The 22,525-nt window shown below is 60.8% G+C and carries 24 protein-coding genes; 15 read left to right on the top strand and 9 right to left on the bottom strand.

The genetic code is table 11. The annotated features are described in order from the left end of the window. The first annotated feature begins 27 nt into the window (after positions 1-27). From ABHV46_RS01965 to ABHV46_RS01950, 4 genes are read left to right on the top strand one after another with little or no spacing between them, the layout of a single operon-like run. Entirely contained in the window at positions 28-960 is a 933-nt protein-coding gene (locus tag ABHV46_RS01965; protein WP_336947180.1) for a heme/hemin ABC transporter substrate-binding protein, read from the top strand. Then, complete coding sequence (locus ABHV46_RS01960) at positions 957-1,973, top strand: FecCD family ABC transporter permease (RefSeq protein WP_438382495.1); 1,017 nt, start codon at positions 957-959, stop codon at positions 1,971-1,973. The genes ABHV46_RS01965 and ABHV46_RS01960 overlap by 4 nt, the downstream gene beginning before the upstream one ends. Continuing rightward, positions 1,970-2,773, top strand: coding sequence for an ATP-binding cassette domain-containing protein (locus tag ABHV46_RS01955; RefSeq protein WP_438382494.1), 804 nt, complete (start codon positions 1,970-1,972; stop codon positions 2,771-2,773). Before ABHV46_RS01960 ends, ABHV46_RS01955 begins: the two co-directional genes overlap by 4 nt. A gap of 19 nt (positions 2,774-2,792) precedes the next feature. Further along, positions 2,793-3,107 carry an antibiotic biosynthesis monooxygenase family protein gene (locus ABHV46_RS01950; protein ID WP_438382493.1) on the top strand — a complete coding sequence of 105 codons (315 nt, stop codon included), beginning with the start codon at positions 2,793-2,795 and terminating at the stop codon, positions 3,105-3,107. A gap of 54 nt (positions 3,108-3,161) precedes the next feature. Here the strand turns inward: ABHV46_RS01950 and ABHV46_RS01945 are convergent, their stop codons facing one another. Genes ABHV46_RS01945 through ABHV46_RS01935 form a run of 3 tightly spaced genes read right to left on the bottom strand, consistent with a single transcriptional unit; the run spans position 3,162 to position 6,196 of the window. Further along, the gene (locus tag ABHV46_RS01945; protein ID WP_438382492.1) at positions 3,162-3,668 is read right to left on the bottom strand and encodes a CinA family protein; all 507 of its coding nucleotides are present in this window, start codon (positions 3,666-3,668) and stop codon (positions 3,162-3,164) included. Beyond that, positions 3,661-5,613, bottom strand: coding sequence for a transglycosylase SLT domain-containing protein (locus tag ABHV46_RS01940; protein WP_438382491.1), 1,953 nt, complete (start codon positions 5,611-5,613; stop codon positions 3,661-3,663). Before ABHV46_RS01940 ends, ABHV46_RS01945 begins: the two co-directional genes overlap by 8 nt. Continuing rightward, the gene (locus ABHV46_RS01935; RefSeq protein ID WP_438382490.1) at positions 5,600-6,196 is read right to left on the bottom strand and encodes a TerC family protein; all 597 of its coding nucleotides are present in this window, start codon (positions 6,194-6,196) and stop codon (positions 5,600-5,602) included. The genes ABHV46_RS01940 and ABHV46_RS01935 overlap by 14 nt, the downstream gene beginning before the upstream one ends. A 184-nt stretch (positions 6,197-6,380) precedes the next feature. Between ABHV46_RS01935 and purB the strand changes: the two genes are divergently transcribed. From purB to ABHV46_RS01885, 10 genes are all read left to right on the top strand, one after another. Next, on the top strand, positions 6,381-7,712 hold the full coding sequence (gene purB / locus ABHV46_RS01930) for an adenylosuccinate lyase (protein WP_438382489.1): 1,332 nt from the start codon (positions 6,381-6,383) through the stop codon (positions 7,710-7,712). 101 nt (positions 7,713-7,813) lie between these two features. Then, complete coding sequence (locus tag ABHV46_RS01925) at positions 7,814-9,202, top strand: sugar porter family MFS transporter (RefSeq protein ID WP_336947188.1); 1,389 nt, start codon at positions 7,814-7,816, stop codon at positions 9,200-9,202. A gap of 98 nt (positions 9,203-9,300) precedes the next feature. Beyond that, the gene (purC, locus tag ABHV46_RS01920; protein ID WP_025886165.1) at positions 9,301-10,065 is read left to right on the top strand and encodes a phosphoribosylaminoimidazolesuccinocarboxamide synthase; all 765 of its coding nucleotides are present in this window, start codon (positions 9,301-9,303) and stop codon (positions 10,063-10,065) included. Next, positions 10,062-10,304 carry a phosphoribosylformylglycinamidine synthase subunit PurS gene (gene purS, locus ABHV46_RS01915; RefSeq protein WP_438382488.1) on the top strand — a complete coding sequence of 81 codons (243 nt, stop codon included), beginning with the start codon at positions 10,062-10,064 and terminating at the stop codon, positions 10,302-10,304. Before purC ends, purS begins: the two co-directional genes overlap by 4 nt. Further along, positions 10,301-10,702 carry a Rap1a/Tai family immunity protein gene (locus tag ABHV46_RS01910; RefSeq protein WP_438382487.1) on the top strand — a complete coding sequence of 134 codons (402 nt, stop codon included), beginning with the start codon at positions 10,301-10,303 and terminating at the stop codon, positions 10,700-10,702. The genes purS and ABHV46_RS01910 overlap by 4 nt, the downstream gene beginning before the upstream one ends. Continuing rightward, positions 10,699-11,400 carry a phosphoribosylformylglycinamidine synthase subunit PurQ gene (gene purQ / locus ABHV46_RS01905; RefSeq protein WP_438382486.1) on the top strand — a complete coding sequence of 234 codons (702 nt, stop codon included), beginning with the start codon at positions 10,699-10,701 and terminating at the stop codon, positions 11,398-11,400. Before ABHV46_RS01910 ends, purQ begins: the two co-directional genes overlap by 4 nt. Then, positions 11,397-13,595 (top strand): phosphoribosylformylglycinamidine synthase subunit PurL, encoded by a 2,199-nt coding sequence (gene purL / locus ABHV46_RS01900; RefSeq protein WP_336947194.1) that lies wholly within the window; start codon positions 11,397-11,399, stop codon positions 13,593-13,595. The genes purQ and purL overlap by 4 nt, the downstream gene beginning before the upstream one ends. 3 nt (positions 13,596-13,598) lie before the next feature. Then, positions 13,599-13,829 carry a BolA family protein gene (locus tag ABHV46_RS01895; RefSeq protein WP_336947195.1) on the top strand — a complete coding sequence of 77 codons (231 nt, stop codon included), beginning with the start codon at positions 13,599-13,601 and terminating at the stop codon, positions 13,827-13,829. A 71-nt stretch (positions 13,830-13,900) separates the two neighbouring features. After that, positions 13,901-14,236 carry a Grx4 family monothiol glutaredoxin gene (grxD, locus tag ABHV46_RS01890; RefSeq protein ID WP_438382485.1) on the top strand — a complete coding sequence of 112 codons (336 nt, stop codon included), beginning with the start codon at positions 13,901-13,903 and terminating at the stop codon, positions 14,234-14,236. Between the two features lie 166 nt (positions 14,237-14,402). Beyond that, positions 14,403-14,711 (top strand): hypothetical protein, encoded by a 309-nt coding sequence (locus ABHV46_RS01885; protein WP_438382484.1) that lies wholly within the window; start codon positions 14,403-14,405, stop codon positions 14,709-14,711. Between the two features lie 137 nt (positions 14,712-14,848). Here the strand turns inward: ABHV46_RS01885 and ABHV46_RS01880 are convergent, their stop codons facing one another. The 3 genes from ABHV46_RS01880 to ABHV46_RS01870 are packed head-to-tail and all read right to left on the bottom strand — an operon-like array spanning position 14,849 to position 17,678. Then, positions 14,849-15,223 carry a YraN family protein gene (locus tag ABHV46_RS01880; RefSeq protein WP_438382483.1) on the bottom strand — a complete coding sequence of 125 codons (375 nt, stop codon included), beginning with the start codon at positions 15,221-15,223 and terminating at the stop codon, positions 14,849-14,851. After that, on the bottom strand, positions 15,220-16,218 hold the full coding sequence (gene hemB, locus ABHV46_RS01875) for a porphobilinogen synthase (protein WP_438382482.1): 999 nt from the start codon (positions 16,216-16,218) through the stop codon (positions 15,220-15,222). The genes ABHV46_RS01880 and hemB overlap by 4 nt, the downstream gene beginning before the upstream one ends. Next, entirely contained in the window at positions 16,215-17,678 is a 1,464-nt protein-coding gene (locus ABHV46_RS01870; protein ID WP_438382481.1) for an APC family permease, read from the bottom strand. The genes hemB and ABHV46_RS01870 overlap by 4 nt, the downstream gene beginning before the upstream one ends. A 123-nt stretch (positions 17,679-17,801) precedes the next feature. Here ABHV46_RS01870 and glyA point away from each other — a divergent pair, with 123 nt between their 5' ends. Continuing rightward, a complete protein-coding gene (gene glyA / locus ABHV46_RS01865) occupies positions 17,802-19,109 on the top strand; it encodes a serine hydroxymethyltransferase (protein ID WP_408870685.1) in 1,308 nt (435 codons plus the stop codon). A gap of 39 nt (positions 19,110-19,148) precedes the next feature. Here the strand turns inward: glyA and ABHV46_RS01860 are convergent, their stop codons facing one another. Genes ABHV46_RS01860 through ABHV46_RS01850 form a run of 3 tightly spaced genes read right to left on the bottom strand, consistent with a single transcriptional unit; the run spans position 19,149 to position 22,522 of the window. Then, a complete protein-coding gene (locus ABHV46_RS01860) occupies positions 19,149-20,141 on the bottom strand; it encodes a hypothetical protein (RefSeq protein WP_438382480.1) in 993 nt (330 codons plus the stop codon). A 32-nt stretch (positions 20,142-20,173) separates the two neighbouring features. Next, positions 20,174-21,349 carry an acetylornithine deacetylase gene (gene argE, locus ABHV46_RS01855; RefSeq protein WP_438382479.1) on the bottom strand — a complete coding sequence of 392 codons (1,176 nt, stop codon included), beginning with the start codon at positions 21,347-21,349 and terminating at the stop codon, positions 20,174-20,176. Positions 21,350-21,397: 48 nt separating this feature from the next. Beyond that, on the bottom strand, positions 21,398-22,522 hold the full coding sequence (locus ABHV46_RS01850; protein WP_438382478.1) for a DEAD/DEAH box helicase: 1,125 nt from the start codon (positions 22,520-22,522) through the stop codon (positions 21,398-21,400). Positions 22,523-22,525: the final 3 nt, after the last annotated feature.

The following is a 22,525-nucleotide window of genomic DNA, read 5'->3' as shown; positions in this document are numbered from 1 at the left end:
AGGTCAGCAGGGATAAGGGGAGGGCTCATGAGCATCAGATTGTTCAGCCGGCGTCAGTTCGGGCTTTCCGCCCTGGCCACCGGCGTCACGGGGGCGGCGGCGCGCACCGCACGCGCTGGCGAGAAGCGCAGCATCCAGATTGAAGATTGCCGCGGCAGACGCGTGACGCTTGGATCGATGCAGCGCATCGTCTCCATCGGGGGCACGATTACCGAAATGCTTTACGCCCTTGGCGCGTCGGATCGTATCGTCGGAATCGACATCACCTCGACCTATCCAGTTTCGGCCCTGCGCGAGAAGAAATCTGTCGGCTATATGCGCCAGCTTTCATCCGAGGGAATTTTGTCGCTCAAGCCCGATCTTGTGTTGGCGATGAACGATTCAGGACCTGCGAATGCGATCGATCAGGTCATGGAATCCTCGACACCCATCGTGATGGTCGATGCAACGCCCTCGCTCGATGGTGTGCGTAACCGCATGCTGACCCTCTCGCGTATTATCGGCGAGGAAGAGAAGGGTGCCGCGATGGTGGTACGCTTCGATAACCAGTTGCGCACGCTCAAGGCATGGAAGGAGCTTCACCCTGAAAAGGCGCGTGTTCTGTTCGTGATGCGTGTCGTCAATGGGCGCCCTATGGCTGCGGGCACTGGCACGGCAGCCGACGCGATCATCGCCCTTGCCGGCGCAACGAATGCGGGTGCGGAGATGAAGGGCTACAAGCCCCTCGAACGCGAGGCCCTTATCGGGCTCAAGCCCGATGTCATTCTGATGATGAGTCAGGGCGGGCAGGCGATGCGCGATGCCCTTCTGACCGATGACGCCATCATGCTGACGCCGGCCGGTCAGAAAAAAGCGATCATCGACATGGAAGGTGAAAAGCTGCTCGGTTTTGGGCCGCGCACAGCCGAAGCTGCGCTAGAGCTGGCGCAGCAGATCGTGAGCCACACCCATCCAGCATGAGTGTGTCCCGCCTTCCCATACTCCCGGCTTTCACGTTTCTGCTTCTGGCGCTGATCGCCAGTATTCTGTTTTCTCTCGCCTCAGGCGCAACAGGGTTCGGGATCCACCCCGGCGGTGTCGATGACCCGGCGCTGACAAGGCTGATCGTGCTCGGTATCCGGCTACCCCGCATTGTGCTGGCCGTTCTGGTCGGGGCAGGGCTTGGCGCCGCCGGGGCCGTGATGCAGGGGCTGTTTCGTAACCCGCTGGCCGATCCGGGGCTGATTGGCGTATCGTCCGGCGCGGCTCTCGGCGCCACGCTGATGATCGTCGAGGGTGTTGTCTGGTTCGGTCCCGGTGTTATGGCGCGTTGGGGCATACCAGTGGGTGGCATGCTGGGTGCCTGTGTCATGACCGGCATATTGCAACGTTTTTCCACCCGTCAGGGCAGCGTCTCGACCTCACGCCTCGTGCTGGCCGGTGTTGCGCTCGGCGCGCTGGCCGCTGCGGCGACCGGAATCCTGCTCTATCGCGCCAATGACGCTGCTCTGCGCGACCTCACATTCTGGACGATGGGTAGTCTCGCCGGGGTGCGCTGGCGCGAAATCGAGATACTGGCACCGTTCACCCTTTCCTCGCTTCTGCTGCTGATGGCACTTGCCCGCCCGCTCAATCTCCTGCTTCTGGGTGAGGAAAATGCCGCCCTGATGGGCTGTCGTGTCGGACGTGTGAAATTTCTCTGCCTTCTGGCGGTCACGCTTTGTGTCGGACCCGCCGTCGCCTTTTCCGGTGTGATCGGCTTTGTCGGTGTCATCGTGCCGCATCTGATCAGGCTTGCGAGCGGACCGGACCACCGTTTTCTCATTCCGGGCAGTGCTTTGCTGGGGTCGCTGCTTCTGGTGCTGTCAGACACGCTGGCGCGTCTGATCGCTATACCGTCCGATGTGCCCGTGGGGATCGTGACAGCCGGATTGGGCGCGCCTGTGTTCATCTGGCTTCTGATGCGTCGAAGCGATCAGGAAATTCCGTCATGACGCTTGTGCTCAAGGATATAACGGTGAGGAGTCAGGGGCGCTGCCTGCTTGAAAATGTGTCGCTGAGCATTACACCGGGCGAGTTACTGGCCGTGATCGGCCCTAATGGCGCGGGAAAGAGCACGTTGATGCGTGTCGCTGCCGGTCTGCTGTCACCCTGCGAAGGACGTGTCGACATTCGGGGGCGCGCCCTGACCTCTCTTTCTTCTCGTGCACTTGCGGCGCAGAGAGCCATGCTGACACAGGATCTGACTTTGGAAGCACGGTTTTCGGTCGCCGAACTCGCCCGGTTTGGCGTGGTTGACGGGTATGGGAGTGAAGCGCGCGGAAAGCTTGGTGAACTCGTAGCCCGAACGCTGGAAGAAGTAGGGCTCGACGCCTTCGCGCAGCGCGATGTCACCACGCTTTCGGGCGGTGAGCGCCAGCGCGCACATATGGCGCGTGTTCTGGTGCAGCTGCGCTGGCATGGAGATGAAGGATACCTGCTTCTGGACGAGCCCGTCTCGGCGCAGGATATCGCCCGCCAAGGACTGATATTGTCTCTGGCACGGGCGCATACAGGCAAGGGCGGGGCGTGTCTGGCCATTCTGCACGACCTGAACTGGGCGGCTGCCTTTGCCGATACTATCGTGGTGATGGATAAGGGGCGGATCTACGATTCCGGTCCGGCCAGCAGGGTCATCACTTCCAGAATGCTCGCAGACGTCTTCGGCCTGTCCGATACGGTTCTGGGGCATCATGCCGAGACAGGGCGGCCGTTTCTGCTGCCGCATGATCTCGTTCTGCCCGGTTCAGCATAAAGTCAAAAAGGTATCGTCGATGTATATCGCAATGAACAGATTTCAGGTCCTTCTTGAGAGCGAAGACGCGTTTCGTCAGCGTTGGCTCGATCGTGAAGTGCTTCTGACCACCGTGCCGGGATTCAAGTCCTTCGCGCTGCTGCGCGGTCCGGTAAAGGAAGACCATATTCTCTGGTCGTCTCACACCGTCTGGGAATCTCACGAGGCATTCAAGGCCTGGACGCAGTCGGAGCAGTTCCGCAAGGCCCATGCAGGCGCTGGCGGCAACAAGCCGCTGACGCTCGGCCCGCCGGTATTCGAAGGCTTCGAGGTGGTTCAGCAGATCGATAACTGATCGCCACGTCTCAATACGCACCACGCCCGGCCATATCGGCCGGGCGTGTGAAAGTCAGCCCAGCGTGTCGAGAATCAGGTCGAAGGCCCGGTTGACGGTCGCCAGGCGTACGGCGTCGCGATCACCAGAGAAATGGGCGGTTTCGCGCATCGGGTTTTTCGTGCCATGCATGACGCAGAGACATACTGTGCCGACTGGCTTGGCTTCCGTGCCGCCACCTGGCCCGGCGATGCCGGTGACCGCGACCGATATGCTGGCGTCCTCGGCGCAATTCAAAGCGCCCATGGCCATCTCGACCGCCACCGATTCACTGACTGCGCCATGACTGGCCAGTGTCCGCTCCGAGACCTCGAGAACCGTCCTCTTCATCGCATTCGAATAGGTTACAAGCCCCCCTTCAACCGCATCGGACGATCCCGCCAGTGCGGTCAACGTTGCTGCGATCAGTCCGCCCGTGCAGCTCTCAGCCGTGACGAGACGTGCGCCATGGCCCCGCAGGGCATGCAGGACGAGGGCTGCCTTGTCGTTCAGTTCGGGCAGAGTTACCATCGATTCAGCCATGGGCACCGTTCTCCAGTACACGATAAAGCGCCATATTCTCTTCCACGCGCTGGATATAGGAGCGTGTTTCTTCGTATGGCAGGCTTTCGATCCAGTCGATCATGCCCGCCTGCGTCAGAGGCTGCGGCAGGGGCAAGCTGGCCAGCCAGAGATCGGTGCGATGCGGCCCCGCATTATAGGCCGACAGGACCAACGGCACGACATTGTTGAAACGGGTCATGAGCTGAGACAGATAGGTGCGGCCCAGAACGAGGTTTGTCGACGGGTCACGCAGACCGCTGGCGCTGGTGTCGATGCCGCTCAACCCCGCGCGCCTTGCGACATCCTGGGCGGTGCCTGTCTGAAGCTGCATCAGACCGATAGCGCGGGCAGGACTGCTGACATGAGCATCGAAACTGCTTTCCTGCCGCGCAACACCCAGAGCAAGGCCATGGGGCAGGGCGTCGCTTTCGGCCTGTGCGGCATCGAGCACCGGCCAACCCTCCGGGTAGAGCGCCGAACCCAATCTTCCCGTGCGGCGGGCTGCGAAAACCGCGGGCTCGAGCGAGCCGACCGACAGCGCGAAGCGCGCCAGTGCTGCCTGACCGGGCGCGTCCTGCACGGCACTATAGCCGAGCATGAGGAACTCTCGGGCGTGGTCGTCATCGCCGCGTGCATGCAGCAGCCTTGCCGCCTCGATTAGATCGGCGCGGGCAATCGGGCCACTAGGCAGGGCAGGGACGCGGCTGAGCGCGGCGGCGAGGCCGGGCACGTCGCCACCATCCGGAAGCAGCGTATCGTCACGTCCGCCCATCGAGGCGAGCGCTAGCTGGCCGTAATAGGTCGTCGGCATGGAAGCTGCCTGATTATAGGCCGCATTGGCCTGCGCAGTGTTGCCCTCGGCGGCAAAACTGCGTCCGAGCCAGTAGAAGCCGCGGCTTCTTGTGATCAGGCTGGTCTGTCGCGACAATTCGCTGAAAGCGGGGCGGGACTGCGCAGGGTTCTTCTGAAAGCGCAGATCGATCCATCCGCGCAGGAAGGAGGCTTCGAGGCGCGCAGTCGCGCTGGTCGGTAACGTCGTATCATCGGCCAGCGCACGGGCCTGCGGCACTGAGCCCTGAATCAGAAACGCCCGTGCCAGTCCCAAACGCTCATTGGTCCAGTCTGAAGAAGGCGCGCGCTTCTGGGCGGTAAAGCCTTCTTCCTGCCAGAGCGCATAGGCTGACTCGAGATCGGGCACGCGGCGCAACTGCCTGAGCCGCGCGATCATGATCTGCGGTTCGGCGCGCTGTGCGGCGGGGAGGGCAGCAAACTGCGCCGCTGCGTCGGGCGCGTTGGATTGCAGTGCGATCAACGCCCGGGCGCCGGGCTGGCGTTGCGGCGCGAGCAGGGAGATTTGTCGTCCCGCTGCCGTAAACTGACGCGTGCGGATCTGCCGCTGGAAGCGCGTCCAGTGATCTTCAGGCGTGAGCGACTGGCTGTATTCCGCCAGGATCAGGCTGGAATCCGTTTCGCGATCGGCGCCGTTGCGCCAGATGCGACGCGCCTGACTGGCGGCATCCGGCAGAAGCGTGGCGCAGCGCATGAAGGCCTGAACCCCGGTGAGGGGCTCGCGTGGGCAGAGCTGAGGCAACTCGGCATCGCTCGTGCGCGTGGCCAGCGCCTGCTGGTAGCGTGCCATCATGACGGCGCGTTCGGGCCAGCTCGGTGTCTGGTCGAGAAAATCGGCATAGGCGCGTGCGCTGGGTGGCGTTGTAGCCTGAACGAGGGCGAGCCACTGATCGAGACGGGAAGCAACGTCGCCGCTGGCAGCGATAGCGGGCGTTGTGAAGGTTTCGGCAGCGCTGTCACTCTGGCTCAGAGCGTCCGGCGCTGTTGAGGGGCTTTCCTGTTCCTGCGCGTGAGAGCTGCATCCGGCAAGTAAAAGCAACGACCCGGTCAGGAGAAAAGACTTAACCCGAGACATGATGCACGACCTCCATGCTGCCTTTATAGATCAGCTCGCACGCGACGAAGGCAACGATGGCGAGGCCGAGCCAGGCGATCCAGCGATAGCGGTTCAGCAGATTGGCTACCAGCGTGGCCGCAGCTCCCATCAGCACGACAGAGAAGGCAAGGCCAGTCACAAGCACGTAGGGCTGACCCATGGCTGCGCCGGCGACGGCGAGTACGTTATCGAGGCTCATCGACAGATCGGCCACGATAATTCTGAAGATCGCTTTCGATAGTGAGCCGCTTTTCGCTTCGCCGGTCATCTCCTCGGGGTGGCGCAGTTCCTGGTACATTTTCCAGCAAACCCAAAGCAGCAAAAGGCCGCCCGCGAGGGTCAGCCCCAGCACCGAGAGCAGACGTGAGGCAACCAGGGCGAGGGCAATCCGCATGAGGGCCGCTGCGGCAACCCCGACCAGTATGGCCTTGCGCCTTTGTTCTGTAGGCAGGCCGCGCACGACCATGCCGATAACAACGGCGTTATCCCCGGCCAGAGTGATGTCGATCAGAACGACCTGTGCAAGCGCAATCAGGGCATGCCAGGTAAGATCAGGCACCACATCAACCTCCAGAATTCAACGTGCGTCCCAATGCTAGAGAAAGCGCCGATAGAGCGCAATTCGCCCCGCACGGTGGAACCTGCCGATCAAAGAGTGTTCCCCGAACGCGTCTTGGGTTAAGAGAGGCCTCTTTTCGACCCGTTTTTGCGTGTTGCGTCGATCCTAACAAGGAGTTTGCCCGACCATGGTGCCTCGTTACAGCCGCCCCGAAATGACCGCCATCTGGTCGCCCATCAATCGCTATCGCATCTGGTTCGAGATCGAGGCGCTGGCCTGCGAGGCCATGGCAGAGCTGGGCGACATGCCGAAAGAGGCCGCCAGGGTCATTCGTGAGCGCGGTGATGCCGCCATGGCTGCGTTCTCCGAGGCCGATGTTGCGCGTATCGACGAGATCGAAGCCGTCACGCGTCATGACGTGATCGCCTTTCTGACCTGGCTCGCCGAAAAGATCGGGCCGGAAAGCCGCTTCGTCCATCTGGGCATGACATCTTCCGACGTGCTCGATACCTGCTTTTCGGTTCAGCTCGTTCAGGCAACGGATCTCCTTCTTCAGGATCTTGATGCCGTGCTCGCCGCACTGAAGAAGCAGGCATTCGCTCACAAGAATACGGTCACGATCGGACGTTCGCACGCCATTCATGCCGAGCCCACGAGCTTCGGTCTGAAGATTGCCGGGCATTACGCCGAATTCGCGCGTAACCGCGAGCGTCTTCTGGCGGCCCGCAAGGAAATCGCCATCTGTGCGATCTCAGGCGCTGTCGGCACCTATGCCCATATTGACCCGCGCGTTGAGGATTTCGTTGCTGAGCGTCTCGGCCTCGCTGCCGAAGACGTATCAACTCAGGTGATCCCCCGCGATCGTCATGCGGCGTTCTTCTGTGCACTTGGTGTTATTGCGAGCGGGATCGAGCGCCTGGCGGTTGAAGTGCGTCATCTGCAGCGTTCGGAAGTGCGCGAAGCGGAAGAGTTCTTCCATCCCGGGCAGAAGGGCAGCTCGGCCATGCCCCACAAGCGCAATCCGGTTCTTTCGGAAAACCTGACAGGTCTTGCCCGTCTGATCCGTTCGCATGTCGTGCCTGCACTCGAAAACGTGGCTTTGTGGCACGAGCGGGATATCAGCCACTCCGCCGTCGAGCGCAATATCGGACCCGATGCGACGATCGGCCTCGATTTCGCCCTCATGCGTCTGGCCGGGATGATGGACAAGCTGGTGGTTTACCCCGAGCGCATGATGGCCAATCTCGAATCGCTCGGCGGTGTGGTGCATTCGGGCGAAGTGCTGCTGGCGCTCGCACGCTCGGGCATTTCGCGTGAAGACGCCTATCGTATCGTTCAGCATAACGCGATGGAGACATGGACCAAGCTCGGCCAGCCCGATGGGCTCAGCTTCCGCGAAAATCTGGATAAGGACCCGGAAGTTGCCGGTCGCGTGGATGCGAAAATCCTCGACGAGGCGATGGACTGCACACGACATCTTGTTGCCGTAGACCGCATTTTCAACAAGATTTTTGGTTAAGATCACATATTGGGTGTTGACCTTGTAGCAATGTCGTGTGGAAGTAACCTTGCTGTAATCTAAGATGCAAATCTGACGATCTCCAAAACCAAGGCTTCGAAATGGCTTCCACACCACGTCCTCGAGGGCACGCCCTTACGAATTTCATTGCCGTGATCGCCGCTACCGGCGGTCTCCTTTTCGGCTATGACACCGGCATCATCTCCGCCGCCCTGCTGCAGCTCACGCCGCAGTTCCAGCTTACGACGGAGAGTGCCGAGATCGTCACCTCGGCGGTTATCCTTGGTGCGCTGATCGGCTGCATCTCGGCAGCGCCGCTTTCAGACCGGCTCGGTCGTCGTCGCACGATCATCGCTGCGGCGACGCTGTTCCTCATCGGGACGGTGATCGTCACTTTCGCGCATTCAGTGTTCGTCCTGACCTTCGCGCGCCTTATTCTCGGCCTTGCAATCGGCGCCTCGTCGCAGATCGTGCCGATCTATATCGCAGAAATCGCGCCGCCGGAGCGTCGTGGTTCGCTCGTGGTTGCCTTCCAGTTCGCCATCGCCTTCGGGCAGCTGATCTCGTTCGTCACGGGTTATCTGCTGCAGGATTACTCCTGGCGCGTGATGTTCGGTCTCGGCGTCATTCCTGCGGTCATCCTTTTCGTCGGTATGCTCTTTCTGCCCAACAGCCCACGCTGGCTGGCCATGCAGGGTGAGTTCGAGCGCGCGCGTGAAGTGCTGCGCAGCGTCCGCAAGACCGATGCCGAAGCAGACCGCGAATTGCAGGATATCCAGGACCAGCACGACGAGAAGGCGCCGCTTTCCGAGGTGTTCAAGCCTTGGGTGCGCCCCGCCACCATCGCTGCGGTCGGTATTGCGCTGCTCTGCCAGCTGACGGGCATCAATGCGGTCATGTATTATGCGCCGACGATCTTCGCCGATGCAGGTTTTGGCCAGTCTTCCGCGCTTCTGACCTCGGTAGCCGTTGGTGTCTCCATGGTTGGCACGGTGGCTTTCGGCGGCTGGGCGGTCGATGCCTGGGGGCGTCGCACGCTGATGCTGCGCATGATCCCCGGTGCAGTCGTTTCGCTCGTTCTGCTCGGCTTCATGTTCTTCACCGGTCAGACCCATGGCTGGGGCGCTTTCGTTACGGCGGCCGCTGTCGTTGGTTATGTCGTGTTCAACGTGGGCAGTCTCTCCGTCGCGATCTGGCTCGTGGGCGCAGAAGTGTTCCCGCTCTCCTGCCGTGGCACGGGCATGAGCCTCGTGGCTGCCAGCCATTGGGGCGCCGATCTGATCATCTCGCTCACCACGCTCAGCATGGTGAAGGCGCTTGGCGCCGGTGGTACGTTCTGGCTATTCGCGGCTGTGAACGCGGTCTCCTTCTTCTTCGTGCTGCGCTACGTGCCCGAGACACGCGGTCGCTCTCTCGAACAGCTCGAGGCCTCACTGCGTGACGGCACCTTCGCCCCGATCGCTCGCGAGAAGGCCGCTGCGGCAAGGTAATTTTTAGCACTGTGACCAAGCGCGATCATGGGTATGAACGGCGGTGCTGCGCTGCTATATGCGTGGCAACGCCGTTTTACCTTTTTTGAAAGATCGTCATGGCACGCCGTCGTCAGCTTTATGAAGGAAAAGCCAAGATTCTTTTCGAGGGGCCCGAGCCGGGCACGCTCGTTCAGTATTTCAAGGACGATGCTTCTGCCGGAAACGGCGTGAAGAAGGGCATCATCACCGGCAAGGGCGTGCTGAACAATCGTATCAGCGAACATCTCATGCTGCGCCTGCATGAAATCGGCATCCCGACCCATTTCGTTCGCCGCCTTAATATGCGCGAACAGCTTATTCGCGAAGTCGAGATCATTCCCCTCGAAGTGGTCGTGCGCAATGTTGCCGCCGGATCGATCGCCAAGCGTCTCGGTCTCGCCGAGGGCACACGTCTGCCGCGCTCGATCCTCGAATATTATTACAAGAACGATGCGCTCAACGACCCGATGGTGTCGGAAGAGCATGTTACGGCTTTTGGTTGGGCAAACGCGCAGGATCTCGACGAGATCAATGCCTATGCGCTGCGCACCAATGATTTCCTCACTGGCATGTTCCAGGGCATCGGCATCCAGCTTGTCGATTTCAAGCTCGAATTCGGTCGCCTGTGGGAAAATGACGAGATGCGCATCGTTCTCGCCGACGAAATTTCTCCCGATAATTGCCGCCTGTGGGACACCAAGACGAGCGAGAAGCTCGACAAGGATCGTTTCCGCCGGGATATGGGCCGTGTCGAGGAAGCCTATCAGGAAGTGGCTCGCCGCCTGGGCATCCTGCCCGAAGCAGGGAATGGCGATCTTAAAGGACCGGAGGTCATGCAATGAAAATTCGCGTCAATGTCATGCTGAAGGAAGGCGTGCTCGACCCCCAGGGCAAGGCCATCGGTCATGCACTCGACGTGCTCGGCTTCGCCAATGTGGGTGAAGTGCGCGTCGGCAAGACCATGGAACTGGAACTCGCCACCGAAGACCGCGCCGCAGCTTTGGCTCAGGGCGAGGCTATGGCACGTGAATTGCTGGCCAATCTCGTGATCGAGGATTTTGCCGTCGAGGTTGTTGGATGACCCCGAAAAAGGCTCTCCTGACGGCGATCGCGCTTGCATTGCCCATGGGCGCCCTTGCCGGTGTGGCGCAGGCCGACGAACATCGTCTCTCCCCCATGCAGGCCGGTCGCTTCGGTCAGATCTGCTCCAAGCCGCAGGGCAAGGCCGTCTGCGATGCCTATATCGCGGGTATGGCTGACTCGGGCGCTCTGTCCGCGCTCAATGCCAAAAGCAGTGGCGATGCCGGAACGGTCGTGGGCTTCTGCGTGCCGGATGCCGAGACCACTGACGCCATGCGCGGGAAAGTGATCTCCTGGCTGAAGGCGCATCAGGACGTTCTCAAATACCCTGTGGGCAAATCCGTCTTTGCGGCGCTGCATGATTCCTATCCGTGTTCGGCACAGGGGGGCAAACCATGAAAGCGGGTATCGTCGTCTTTCCGGGGACCAACCGTGAGCGCGATATGGAGCAGGCCCTGCGTCTGGTCAGCGGCAAGGCACCAACCATGCTCTGGCATCGTGACACGAGCCTGCCCGATCTCGATCTGATCGTGCTTCCGGGCGGGTTCAGCTTCGGCGATTATCTACGTTCGGGTGCCATGGGTGCGCATTCGCCGATATTGCGCGAAGTGCGGGCTTTTGCCGAGCGTGGCGGTTACGTGCTGGGCGTCTGCAATGGCTTCCAGATCCTGACAGAAGCCCAGCTTCTGCCAGGCGCGCTTCTGCGCAATGCCGGTATGCGCTTTTTGTCGCAGGATGGCTTTTTGCGCGTTGAGAACAACGATACGGCCTTCACCCGCGACTGGGCAGAGGGCGACGTGTTCCGTGCGCCGCTCGCCCATGGCGATGGCAATTACACGGCGTCCGAAGCCGAGCTGGATCGCCTCGAAGGCGAAGACCGCGTGGCTTTCCGCTATGTCTGCGCCAAGGGTGGTCTGGACGCGAAGAGCCGTGTCAGCAACCCCAATGGCAGCCAGCGCTCCATTGCGGGTGTTCTGAGCGCCAACAAGCGCGTTTGCGGGCTGATGCCGCACCCTGAAAACCTGGTTGATCCCGATCTCGGCGCGACAGACGGCGTGCCGCTGTTTTCGGGGCTGGTGAAGAGTCTCGTCGCATGAGCATGATCGTCAACGCTGAACTCGCTGCGCGCTTCGGTCTTTCCGCTGAGGAATACCAGAAGGTGCTCGACATAATGGGTCGCGTGCCGAGCCTGACCGAGCTGGGTATTTTCTCGGTTATGTGGTCCGAGCATTGCTCCTACAAATCCTCACGCGTGCACCTTAAGACGCTGCCGACGAAAGCGCCATGGGTCATTCATGGCCCGGGCGAGAATGCCGGTGTGGTCGATATCGGAGACGGGCTTGCCGCTGTCTTCAAGATGGAGAGCCATAACCATCCGTCTTTCATCGAGCCTTATCAGGGCGCGGCGACAGGCGTCGGCGGTATCCTGCGCGACGTGTTCACCATGGGCGCCCGTCCGGTCGCCAATCTGAATGCGCTTCGCTTCGGCGATCCTTCTCTGCCCGTCACGCAGCGCGTGATCGACGGTGTCGTGCGCGGTATCGGCGGGTACGGTAATTGCGTGGGCGTGCCGACCGTCGGTGGCGAGATCAATTTCCACCCGGCCTATAACGGCAACCCGCTGGTCAATGCCATGACGGTTGGCATCGCCTCGCAGGACAAGATATTCCTGTCGGCTGCTGCCGGTATCGGTAATCCGGTCGTCTATGTCGGGTCCAAGACAGGCCGTGACGGTATCCATGGTGCCACGATGTCGTCGGCAGAATTCGACGAACATGCGGCCTCCAAGCGCCCGACGGTGCAGGTGGGCGATCCGTTCACCGAGAAGCTGCTGATCGAAGCGTGCCTCGAACTCATGGCGACAGATGCCATTGTGGCTATCCAGGATATGGGCGCTGCGGGTCTGACGTCTTCTGCTGTCGAGATGGCAGGCAAGGGCGGGGTCGGTATCGAACTCGATCTCGATCATGTGCCGCAGCGCGAGACGGGCATGACTGCCTATGAGATGATGCTTTCGGAAAGCCAGGAGCGCATGCTCATGGTTCTCAAGCCAGAACGCACCGAAGTAGCGCGCGCCATTTTCGAGAAATGGGATCTGGATTTCGCGATTGTGGGTGTGCTCACCGACACCGCGCATATCACGGTCAAGCATCTGGGCAAGGTCGAGGCGGATATTCCGCTGGCGCCGCTGGCCGATGAAGCCCCTCTCTATCATCGCCCGATGACCCATGCCGAGCCGCCAGCGCGTCTTGGGACGGTCGCCGATCCGGCTGGCGTCGAACATGCGCTGCTGACCCTGCTGGGCTGTCCCGATCTCGCCTCGCGTGCCTGGGTGTGGAACCAGTATGACAGCGGTGTTGGCGGCCAGACGGCCCGTCGACCCGGTGCTGCCGATGCAGCCATCGTGCGTGTCGAGGGGACGAAGCGCGGTCTCGCCATGACGACAGATTGCACGCCCCGTTACTGCCAGGCCGATCCGCGTGCGGGTGGGGCGCAGGCTGTGGCGGAAGCCTGGCGTAATATCACGGCGACAGGCGCCCTGCCTCTGGCGGTGACCGACAACCTGAATTTCGGCAACCCTGAAAAGCCGGAAATCATGGGTCAGTTCGCCGATGCCATCAAGGGCATGGGTGAAGCTTGCCGCGCGCTCGACTTCCCGGTCGTGAGCGGCAATGTCTCGCTCTACAACCAGACGAGTCATCCGAGCGGGCTGAGCCAGCCCATTCTGCCTACTCCGGCAATCGGCGCGATCGGTGTGATCGAGGACGTTACCAAGGCTATCGGTCTTGGCATGCCCGATCATGCCGAACTGGTGCTTATCGGCGAAATTCGCGGAGAACTGGGGCAGTCTCTCTGGCTGCGCGAGATCTGCCAGCGCGAAGAGGGAGCACCCCCCGTTATCGATTTGCATGCTGAGCGTCGGAATGGCGATTTCGTTCGCAGCATGATTGCCAAGGGCTGCGTCGAGGCATGCCACGACATCGCCGATGGCGGTCTGCTTGTTGCTGTGGCCGAAATGGTCATGGCGAGCGGTGTCGGGTGCCATCTCGACAAGCCGCATCACGGCACCAGTCTTCACGCCTATTACTTCGGTGAGGACCAGGCCTGCTATGTGATCGCCACGAAGCACGCCGCCGCTCTGATCGACGCGGCGGAAAAGGCGCATGTTCCTGTGCGTCATCTGGGTCGTACTGGAGGCACCAATCTGGTGCTCAAGGACGGCATGTCGCTTTCTGCCGAGCGCATGCGTGAGGTGAATGCGGCTTTCTTCCCCAAGCTGATGGAGCGCTGATCCATGCCCATGAGTGCAGAAGAGATCGAACGTACGATCAAGGTAGCGCTGCCCGATGCGGTGATTGAGATACAGGACCTTGCAGGGGACGGCGATCATTACGCAGCAACCGTGACAAGCACTGCTTTTGCAGGGCTGCCCCGGGTGCGCCAGCACAAGCTGGTCTATGACGCGTTTGGTGGGCGTATGGGGACTGAGCTTCATGCTCTGGCCCTGAAGACACAAACCCCCTGACAATAGAGACCGGTTGGGTCTATAATTGACCGTTATCGACCCAACGCGGCTCTCGCGAACAGGAGTGAACCATGGCTGAAGCCATTTTCCAGCAGATTCAGCAGCTTATCGACGCAAATCCCGTCATGCTTTTTATGAAGGGCGACAAGCTCTTTCCGCAATGCGGCTTTTCGGCTCGCGTTGTGCAGATCCTCGGCCATATGGGCGTCGATTTTGAGACGGCCAATGTTCTGGCAAATGCTGAAATCCGTCAGGGCATCAAGGATTTCTCACAGTGGCCGACCGTGCCGCAGCTTTACGTCAAGGGCGAGTTCATTGGCGGCTGCGACATCGTGACCGACATGTTCCAGAGCGGCGAACTGGAGTCTCTTTTCGAAGAGAAGAACATCGCCAGAAAGGTGGCGTGATCCTGCCTTGATTACGCCATAAATTCTGCGTTCTGCCACCGTTTTGACCAAAACTGTGGCAGTATTGCAACGCTGAACTTTCCCTTGAAAAAATTGTTTCTTCGCCCCTTGTTGGCTCCGGCATCTCCCGCATACCCTGCCTGAGGTCATCCAAAGGGAAGAAGAAATGCGGCGTCTAACGGTTCTCAAGCTTGTCACTACAGTTATCGCCGGCGGCGCTGCCTTCGCTTCGCACGGTGCAAGTGCAAGAGAGATTACCGACTGGGAAGCCTCTAAGCTTACCCTTGACGCGCTGACCGCCACCCCGGTCTACCACCGCACCGTTACCAGCCATTCGCATCACAGCGCTGCTATTCACCAGGCCGCTGCACATCACGCCGCTATGCCCTCGCGCCGCTCGCTGGTCCATACCGTCGTCTATCACGCCAAGGCTCCGGCCACAGGCAAGGCGCATCACGCTCGCCGCCACGGCTGATCTGACGCGGCCGGCAAAGTTTTTCGCTCAGGAGGTTGTCCTGGGCGCTATAGCTGTTTCCCCTTCTTTGGTTTGATGGCCGCGGTTTCTCCCGGCTGGGTATAGCTTGTCGCGTTCTGCATACGTGGCCTTGCGCCTCAGACGGCTCGCAGAATGTCGGGCACCCAACGCATCCCGCCCTCTACATTATGAAGGGCAAGGTCGAAGCGCGTTTCTTCCCTGCGCCATGAGGCATTCTTCAGGATGAGATAATCAGCCGCGCGCAGAAGCCGCCGTTGCTGGGCGAGGCCGAGCGAGAACGCGGCCTCATCGAGCGTCCTGCGTCGTTTGACTTCGACAAAAATCAGCCGCGCCGAAGAGGCCGCAACGAGGTCTATTTCGCCGTAGGGCGTTCTGCATCGGCTCGCGAGAATGCAGCACCCTTTTTGCAACAGGAAGTCGCGGGTACGTCTTTCAGCGTCGATCCCGGCAGAATGGGCCGCGTGGCCTCTTATCTGCCGGGTAAGGGTCATGCGCCGCGCGCAATGAGCCGCGCCGCCTCGACGGCGAAATAGGTCAGCACCCCGTTACATCCCGCGCGACGAAAAGCCATCAGGCTCTCGAGAATGGCGCGGTCGCGATCGAGCCAGCCATTCTGTATGGCGGCCATCAGCATCGCGTATTCGCCTGACACCTGATAGGCGAAGGTAGGCACCGCAAAGCTGTCTCGTACACGTCGGATGATGTCCAGATAGGGCATGCCGGGCTTGACCATGACCATATCGGCGCCTTCCTGCAGGTCCTGCGCCACTTCGCGCAGGGCCTCATCGGTGTTGGCGGGGTCCATCTGATAGGTCTTCTTGTCGCCTTTTAGCAGACCGCCCGAACCGAGCGCGTCTCGAAAAGGCCCGTAAAAAGCGGATGCGTATTTCGCCGCATAGGACATGATACGGGTATTTTCATGACCTGACTTGTCCAATGCCATCCTTATGGCGCCGATGCGACCATCCATCATGTCGGAGGGTGCGATAATATCGATGCCTGCCGCAGCCTGATTAATGGCCTGCAGGGCGAGGATCTCGACCGACGCGTCATTGACGACATAACCGTTCTCGATAAGTCCGTCATGGCCGTGATCGGTATAAGGGTCGAGCGCCACGTCGCCAATCAACCCCAGATCGGGATAGAGCCGCTTGATTTCGCGCGCAGCCCGGCACATCAGATTATCGGGGTTGGTGGCCTCACGCCCGCTGGCGTCACGGATATCGGGCGGGGTGATTGGAAACAGGGCTACGGCGGGTATGCCGAGTGCAACGGCTTCTTCAAGATGGCTTTCAAGCAAATCGATACTCACGCGCTCCACGCCGGGCATGGAACTGACCTGCGTGCGCGTATTCTGGCCGTCGCAAACGAAGATGGGCCAGATGAGGTTATCGGTCGTCAGTGTCGTTTCGGCGACCAGCCTGCGGGTAAACCCGTCGAAGCGGTTTCGGCGCGCGCGGCTGAGTGGATAGGCGCCAGTAATCATCGAGACAGCTCCCCAGAGGTGAGTTTGCTTTTTTTGTAGCCATAGGCAGCATAGACGGCCAGTCCGGCGATCAGCCACAGGACGAGGCGCAGCCAGGTCAGGCTGTCGAGCGAAAACATGACGACGGAACAGCTGATGATGCCGCAGATCGGCATGAGCAATCCTCCCGGCGCCTTGAAAAGCCGAGGGCGGTTGGGCTCGCGAATACGCAAGATGAGGACGCCGACACAGACAAGCACAAAAGCCAGCAATGTGCCGATAGAGGTCATGTTGCCCAGCACGGAAATCGGCACGAGCCCGGCCAACAGGCAGGTGATGACCAGAAAGATGAGATGAGAAAAAGCGGGCGCTCGGGTGCGTGGGCTCAGACGCCCGAAAATGGCCGGCAGCAAGCCGTCACGCGACATGGCATAGAAGACGCGCACCTGGCCCATCATGAGCCCCATCAGTACCGAGGTATAGCCAAAGAGGATGCTGAATTTCAGTGCGCCCTGAAGCCAGAAAAGATGGGTGACGTCGATGGCTGTAGCGACAGGGCTGCCATCATTTTCCATCTGACGATAATCGACCACGCCGGTCAGAACGAAAGCGAAGGCGATGTAAATGATTGTGCAGATCGCGAGACTGCCCAGAATGCCGATCGGCATTGTGCGCTCGGGGCGTTTCGCTTCCTGCGCTGTCGTCGCGATGATGTCGAAGCCGAGATAGGCAAAGAAGATCATCCCCGCTGCACGCATGATGCCTGACAGCCCGAAATGGCCGAATTCACCCGTATTAGGGGGGATGAAAGGGGAGTAATGAGCGCTCTGGATATAGGGCGTGCAGAAACTCATGAACGCCACGATCACCGAAAGCTTCAATACCACCACCACGGCATTGATTCGCGTCGACTCTGTGATGCCACGCAGCAGCAGCAGAACGATGAAGACGAGCGCAGCCATGGCGGGCAGGTTGATCCAGCCATGGGCTGTGCTGCCATCGGCCAGCGTAACCATCGTCATGGGTGACGCCATCCATCTGGGATCGGGATGGAGGTTCCATTGTCCGAGAATGGAAGAGAGATAGCTCGACCAGCTCGAGGCGACCGCTGCGGCACCGACCGTATATTCTAGGACAAGGTCCCAGCCTATGATCCAGGCGACCAGCTCTCCGAGCGTGGCATAGGCGTAGGAATAGGCCGACCCCGCTGTCGGGATCATGCTCGCAAGTTCGGCATAGCAGAAAGCCGCAAACCCGCAGGCAATCGCGGCGACCACGAAAGCGAGAATAACGGCCGGCCCGGCGTTATGGGCTGCAGCGATGCCCGTGAGAGAAAAAAGTCCGGCCCCGACAGTCGTTCCGACACCCAGTGCGATAAGGGCGAAGGGACCGATGACGCGCTTCATGCCGTGTTCGGCGGGGTCGTCGGTGGCGCTGTCGATCGGTTTGCGTCGCCAAAGAGCGGCGAGGGGCTGGGCCATTCAGTCTTCCTCTAAAACAGGTCGCCCGCGCTAAACGGGTTGGCGGCGGGGGGAAATCTGGGATATTGGCGTTCGTGATACGCCATTTTGTGCGTCTGCGCGCCCCCTCTGGGAGAGAAAAGAATGTCAACTCGCGAGAACATGTCCGCTCAGCACGATTTCTTTCATCGCGGCCTGAATGAGGCCGATCCAGAGGTCGCGGCCATCGTCAATGCCGAGCTGGTTCGCCAGCAGGACGGGATCGAGCTGATTGCGTCCGAGAACATCACCTCGTTTGCCGTGCTCGAAGCACAGGGCTCGGTGCTGACCAACAAATATGCCGAGGGCCTGCCGGGCAAGCGTTATTACGGCGGGTGTGTCGATGTCGATCGCGTCGAAAACCTCGCCATCGAGCGCATCAAGGCGCTGTTCGGCGTAGAATTTGCCAATGTTCAGCCCCATTCGGGCGCCAATGCCAACCAGGCGGCCTTCATGGCGCTCGGCAAGCCCGGTGATACCGTGCTCGGCATGAGCCTCGCGGCTGGCGGCCATCTGACGCATGGTGCGGCGCCGAATTATTCCGGCAAGTGGTTCAATGCCGTTCAGTACGGCGTACGCGCCGAAGATGGAACGCTCGACTACGAGGAAATGGAGCGTCTGGCACGCGAGCACAAGCCGACTATCATCGTCGCTGGTGGCTCGGCCTATCCGCGTCATATCGACTTCGCCCGTTTTCGCCGCATCGCCGATGAGGTCGGGGCGTATCTGATGGTCGATATGGCTCATTTCGCCGGTCTGGTAGCCGCTGGTCTCTTCCCGAGCCCTGTCCCCCACGCCCATATCGTGACAAGCACGACTCACAAGACCCTGCGCGGCCCGCGTGGCGGCATCGTGCTGACCAATGACGCAGACATCGCCAAGAAGGTGAATTCGGCCGTATTCCCCGGTCTGCAGGGCGGACCGCTGATGCATGTCATCGCCGGCAAGGCCGTGGCCTTCGGTGAAGCGCTGGGCGAGAAGTTCAAGGCCTATCAGACGGCCGTTGCCGATAACGCGCGCGTTCTGGCTGAAGAGCTTGTTTCCCGTGGGTTCGATATCGTGACCGGCGGCACCGATTGCCATCTGGTGCTCGTCGATCTGCGCCCGAAAAAAGTGACCGGAAAGATTGCTGAAGCCGCTCTCGAGCGCGCAGGGATCACGGCGAACAAGAACGCTATTCCGTTCGACCCCGAGAAGCCTTTCGTGACCTCGGGCATCCGTCTGGGCAGCCCGGCGGCCACGTCGCGAGGCTTTGGCAAGGAAGAATTCCGAACCATCGCGCGCATGATCGACGAAGTTCTGAGCGCTTTCGGCACGGAGGCACAGGATGCGGTCGAGCAGCGCGTGCATGAAGAGGTCAAGACCCTTTGCCGCCGCTTCCCGATTTACGACGTCGCTTACCCCGGCGCCTGAAACTGACCCAGTGCAATCGCCCCGTGATCGGGGCGATTGTCAGAGACGCCGTGCGAGACGCACGGCGAGCTGGCCGCGCCTGACGCAGAGATTGGGCATGATCAGCACGCAGTGATCATAGGGCGTGCAGATTTCGTCTTCGCCGTCGGTGGCGATGACGGTTCCGGCCGACTGGATGACATGACCGCCCTGATAGGGCTCGGCAAAGGCGAAGCTCGCACTTCTCGCCACGACGTTATCTGTCACTACGGCCTGATGCGCGGCGGTGTTTTCGGTGTGCCGCGTGCCGAAATACAGAAATGCAGCATTCTCCACGAATTGCTTGATGACGCGGGCGCTGATCTCCACTGTCTCGGGGCGCCAGTGCTGTCCGGCTTCCAGCAAGACGCTCGCAGGCGCGCCTGATGGCACCAGAAAGCGCTCATGCTCGATCAATCGGGCGCCGCCTACATGGCCAAGATCGGTCAGGGTGAGAAACTGCGTGTCCGACCGCGAGGAGAGCATGCCAGCCAGCGCGATCGAGCGTTCGGTCTGCGGCGAAATGAAGAGCGGAGCCGATTCCCACAACATGGAATGCAGGTCGAGAAGCAGATCGCTGCGCTGTATCACCGGCAGTAGCTCAATGGCGCGTTCCATTTCGACCGATCCGGGCGCGTGGCTCAGTCGGTCATGCGACCAGACGCGGTTGAGATCCTCAGCGACGAAGCGTGACGCCGTGGGGTTCTCGGGAGTGAAGCGGCTAAAGGCCGCCATATTGGCAAAAACAAAACGAAGCACGCCACAAATCGGACGAATATCTTCACGCAAAAGGCGGTCCGCTGCGGCCGCCCCGGCAAACTCATTGCCGTGAATGAGAGAGACCACCGTGATTTCAGGGCCGGGCAGACCGCTATCGCGCTCAATGACGCCTGCGATACCGTTATTGCCTTTCTCCCATGCGGTGAGGTCGGGCCTGTCGATCAGAATGGGGAAGTCGGGCAGGCGGCGGGGCAAAGCGAGCGTGGGGAGCAGGCGCTGACGTCGCTTGCGCACCGGATGGTGGTCCCGCGGTGAAGCCCCACAACTCATGAAGATAGGCAGACCTGTCGCACAAGGCGCTCGATCATTGTCTCGCACCGGGCCAGCTGGTCGCGCTCGATCCACTCATCGGGTTTATGGGCTTGGGCGATGTCGCCGGGGCCGCAGACGATGGTCGGTAACCCGGCCTGCTGATAGATTCCCGCCTCCGTACCGTAAGAAACGTAGCCCGCGCTGTTCTTGCCCGTAATCTGCTGCAGCAGGGAGACGAGGGGGGACGTTTCGGCCAGTGCCAAGGGCGGCAGATCGACGAGTGCCGTATAATGCAGGCCGCATTCGGCCCAAGAATCGCGCAGAGCCTGATCGATAGGCGCGAGGCGGTGACGAATGCGCGCAAAGATCGCTTCATTGCTATCGCCCGGAACAGCGCGCCACTCCATCTCGAAACTCGCCTGTTCGGGCACGATATTGAGAATACTGCCGCCCTGTGCGAGCCCGACCTGCATGGTCGTGTGATCGGGCTGAACGCCGCTGACATGCGGCCCGTCGCGTTCGAACTCATCGGCCATGGCAGCAATTTCGGCGATGGCGCGCCCCATGGCATGCAAAGCATTGGCGCCTAGCGAAGGTTGGGAGGAGTGTGCCGGTTGTCCCTTGATGTCGACGCGTATCGTGAAGCGGCCCTTATGCGCGATGATCGGTGAGAGCAGGGTGGGCTCGCCAATGATGCAAAGATCAGGCATCAGATCGCGGGTTTTCACGTCCTTGATGAGATACCGTGCGCCATTACAGGTTATCTCTTCATCGAAGGTGAAAAAGAGATGCACCGGTTTCCGAAGAGGCTGGGCATTGATCGCCGGGATGGCCGAAAGCATGGCGGCGACGAAGCCTTTCATGTCGGCGGCGCCACGGGCATAGAGCTTGCCGTCTTTTTCGGTCAGGGCGAACGGATCGCGCGACCAGTCCTGCCCCTCGACCGGAACGCAGTCGACATGGCCCGAGAGGGCAAGCCCGCCTTTCTGCTGCGGCCCCAGAATGGCGTGCAGGTTCCATTTGCCGTCTTCCGGCCCATGATGGCGTGTATAGGCGACGGCATGAGCGTCGAGCCAGGACTCGATCCACTCGATCAGCGGCGCATTAGGGTTCCGGCTTGTCGTGTCGAATGCGACGAGCTTTTCCAGAATCGCGACGGTATCCATAAGCCGGGCCTCGGGAGGGGTCATAACGCAGAGTTTAGACCCCTGTCATGACAAACCTCAAGGCCAGCCCCGTCAGGAAACGATGCTGATGCGATAGCCGATCTCTTTCTCGATCGCCCGAAGCAACACACGTTCATCGCGCGTGCAGAACGCCAAAGCGGCGCCCCTCTTGCCTGCACGGGCGGTTCGACCGATGCGATGCACATAGGTCTCGGCCTTTTCGGGCAGATCGTAATTCACCACCAGCGCCACGTCATCAATATCGAGCCCACGTGCTGCAACGTCCGTGGTGAGCAGGATCTGCGCCCGCCCGGCGCGCAGGGCGTCGACCGCTTTTTGTCTTGCCCCTTGGGCGAGGTCGCCATGCAGCACGGCAATCGACAGCCCGGCCTTGCGGAGATGCTTGCCGATCTGATCGACCCAGGCCTTGGTGCGCACAAAGACGATCTGACGCCCCTCTGTCTCGGCACAGAGCCGGGTGAGGGTGGCAAGCTTTTCTTCTGTCTCGACAAACATCGCGCGCTGCTTGATGCGGCGTGGCGTGACGGTCTGGCTGGCAAATTCAAGCGTGACCGGCTTGTAGAGCAGACGATTGGCCAATTCGCGCCCGACAGGAGGAAGTGTCGCGGAGCAGAGCATCGCCTGACGTCGATCGGGCAGATGAGGAATGATCTCGTCCATCGCCGTCAGGAAATCCTCATCAAGCATCTGATCGACTTCATCGATGATGAGGAGAGTCGTGGCGTCGAGCCTGCAAGCGCCGCTCATAAGGAGATCGATCAACCGGCCCGGTGTTGCCACCGCGATATCGACACCTTCCGCCAAAGCCTCGATCTGGGCGTCTTTCGGCAGACCGCCGCAGAGCAGTCGCGTGCGAAAGGCGAGGCGTCGACCGATCTGGCGGCACACCCCTGCGATCTGGGTGACGAGCTCGCGCGTCGGCGCGAGGATCAGCACGCGCGGCGCGCCGGGCTGGCGCGTCTCTTTCGACGCCAGAAGGTGCTGGAAGGCCGGTGCCGCATAGGCTGCGGTCTTTCCCGATCCGGTCTGGGCAATCAGCAGCACGTCTTTGCCGCTCAGCACTTCGGGCCAGACGCGGTTTTGCACGTCATTGGGCTTGTCGATGCCGACCTGTTTCAGTCCGGCGGTGATCAGAGGGTCGAAATTCGGCGTGGTGGGCGAGGAAGCTTCGGTCATGTC

It is taken from the genome of Asaia sp. BMEF1, assembly GCF_051628905.1.
Taxonomy (GTDB): domain Bacteria; phylum Pseudomonadota; class Alphaproteobacteria; order Acetobacterales; family Acetobacteraceae; genus Asaia.
Note: the sequence above shows the minus strand (reverse complement) of the source record. Positions and strands in the feature narration are given on the sequence as shown.

What these genes read in the sequence shown, in the direction of transcription:
- ABHV46_RS01965 (WP_336947180.1), top strand. Translation starts at nt 28, where the DNA reads ATGAGCATCAGATTGTTCAGCCGGCGTCAGTTCGGGCTTTCCGCCCTG.
- ABHV46_RS01960 (WP_438382495.1), top strand. Translation starts at nt 957, where the DNA reads ATGAGTGTGTCCCGCCTTCCCATACTCCCGGCTTTCACGTTTCTGCTT.
- ABHV46_RS01955 (WP_438382494.1), top strand. Translation starts at nt 1,970, where the DNA reads ATGACGCTTGTGCTCAAGGATATAACGGTGAGGAGTCAGGGGCGCTGC.
- ABHV46_RS01950 (WP_438382493.1), top strand. Translation starts at nt 2,793, where the DNA reads ATGTATATCGCAATGAACAGATTTCAGGTCCTTCTTGAGAGCGAAGAC.
- ABHV46_RS01945 (WP_438382492.1), bottom strand. Translation starts at nt 3,668, where the DNA reads ATGGCTGAATCGATGGTAACTCTGCCCGAACTGAACGACAAGGCAGCC.
- ABHV46_RS01940 (WP_438382491.1), bottom strand. Translation starts at nt 5,613, where the DNA reads ATGTCTCGGGTTAAGTCTTTTCTCCTGACCGGGTCGTTGCTTTTACTT.
- purB (WP_438382489.1), top strand. Translation starts at nt 6,381, where the DNA reads ATGGTGCCTCGTTACAGCCGCCCCGAAATGACCGCCATCTGGTCGCCC.
- ABHV46_RS01925 (WP_336947188.1), top strand. Translation starts at nt 7,814, where the DNA reads ATGGCTTCCACACCACGTCCTCGAGGGCACGCCCTTACGAATTTCATT.
- purC (WP_025886165.1), top strand. Translation starts at nt 9,301, where the DNA reads ATGGCACGCCGTCGTCAGCTTTATGAAGGAAAAGCCAAGATTCTTTTC.
- purS (WP_438382488.1), top strand. Translation starts at nt 10,062, where the DNA reads ATGAAAATTCGCGTCAATGTCATGCTGAAGGAAGGCGTGCTCGACCCC.
- ABHV46_RS01910 (WP_438382487.1), top strand. Translation starts at nt 10,301, where the DNA reads ATGACCCCGAAAAAGGCTCTCCTGACGGCGATCGCGCTTGCATTGCCC.
- purQ (WP_438382486.1), top strand. Translation starts at nt 10,699, where the DNA reads ATGAAAGCGGGTATCGTCGTCTTTCCGGGGACCAACCGTGAGCGCGAT.
- purL (WP_336947194.1), top strand. Translation starts at nt 11,397, where the DNA reads ATGAGCATGATCGTCAACGCTGAACTCGCTGCGCGCTTCGGTCTTTCC.
- ABHV46_RS01895 (WP_336947195.1), top strand. Translation starts at nt 13,599, where the DNA reads ATGCCCATGAGTGCAGAAGAGATCGAACGTACGATCAAGGTAGCGCTG.
- grxD (WP_438382485.1), top strand. Translation starts at nt 13,901, where the DNA reads ATGGCTGAAGCCATTTTCCAGCAGATTCAGCAGCTTATCGACGCAAAT.
- ABHV46_RS01885 (WP_438382484.1), top strand. Translation starts at nt 14,403, where the DNA reads ATGCGGCGTCTAACGGTTCTCAAGCTTGTCACTACAGTTATCGCCGGC.
- ABHV46_RS01880 (WP_438382483.1), bottom strand. Translation starts at nt 15,223, where the DNA reads ATGACCCTTACCCGGCAGATAAGAGGCCACGCGGCCCATTCTGCCGGG.
- hemB (WP_438382482.1), bottom strand. Translation starts at nt 16,218, where the DNA reads ATGATTACTGGCGCCTATCCACTCAGCCGCGCGCGCCGAAACCGCTTC.
- ABHV46_RS01870 (WP_438382481.1), bottom strand. Translation starts at nt 17,678, where the DNA reads ATGGCCCAGCCCCTCGCCGCTCTTTGGCGACGCAAACCGATCGACAGC.
- glyA (WP_408870685.1), top strand. Translation starts at nt 17,802, where the DNA reads ATGTCAACTCGCGAGAACATGTCCGCTCAGCACGATTTCTTTCATCGC.
- argE (WP_438382479.1), bottom strand. Translation starts at nt 21,349, where the DNA reads ATGACCCCTCCCGAGGCCCGGCTTATGGATACCGTCGCGATTCTGGAA.
- ABHV46_RS01850 (WP_438382478.1), bottom strand. Translation starts at nt 22,522, where the DNA reads ATGACCGAAGCTTCCTCGCCCACCACGCCGAATTTCGACCCTCTGATC.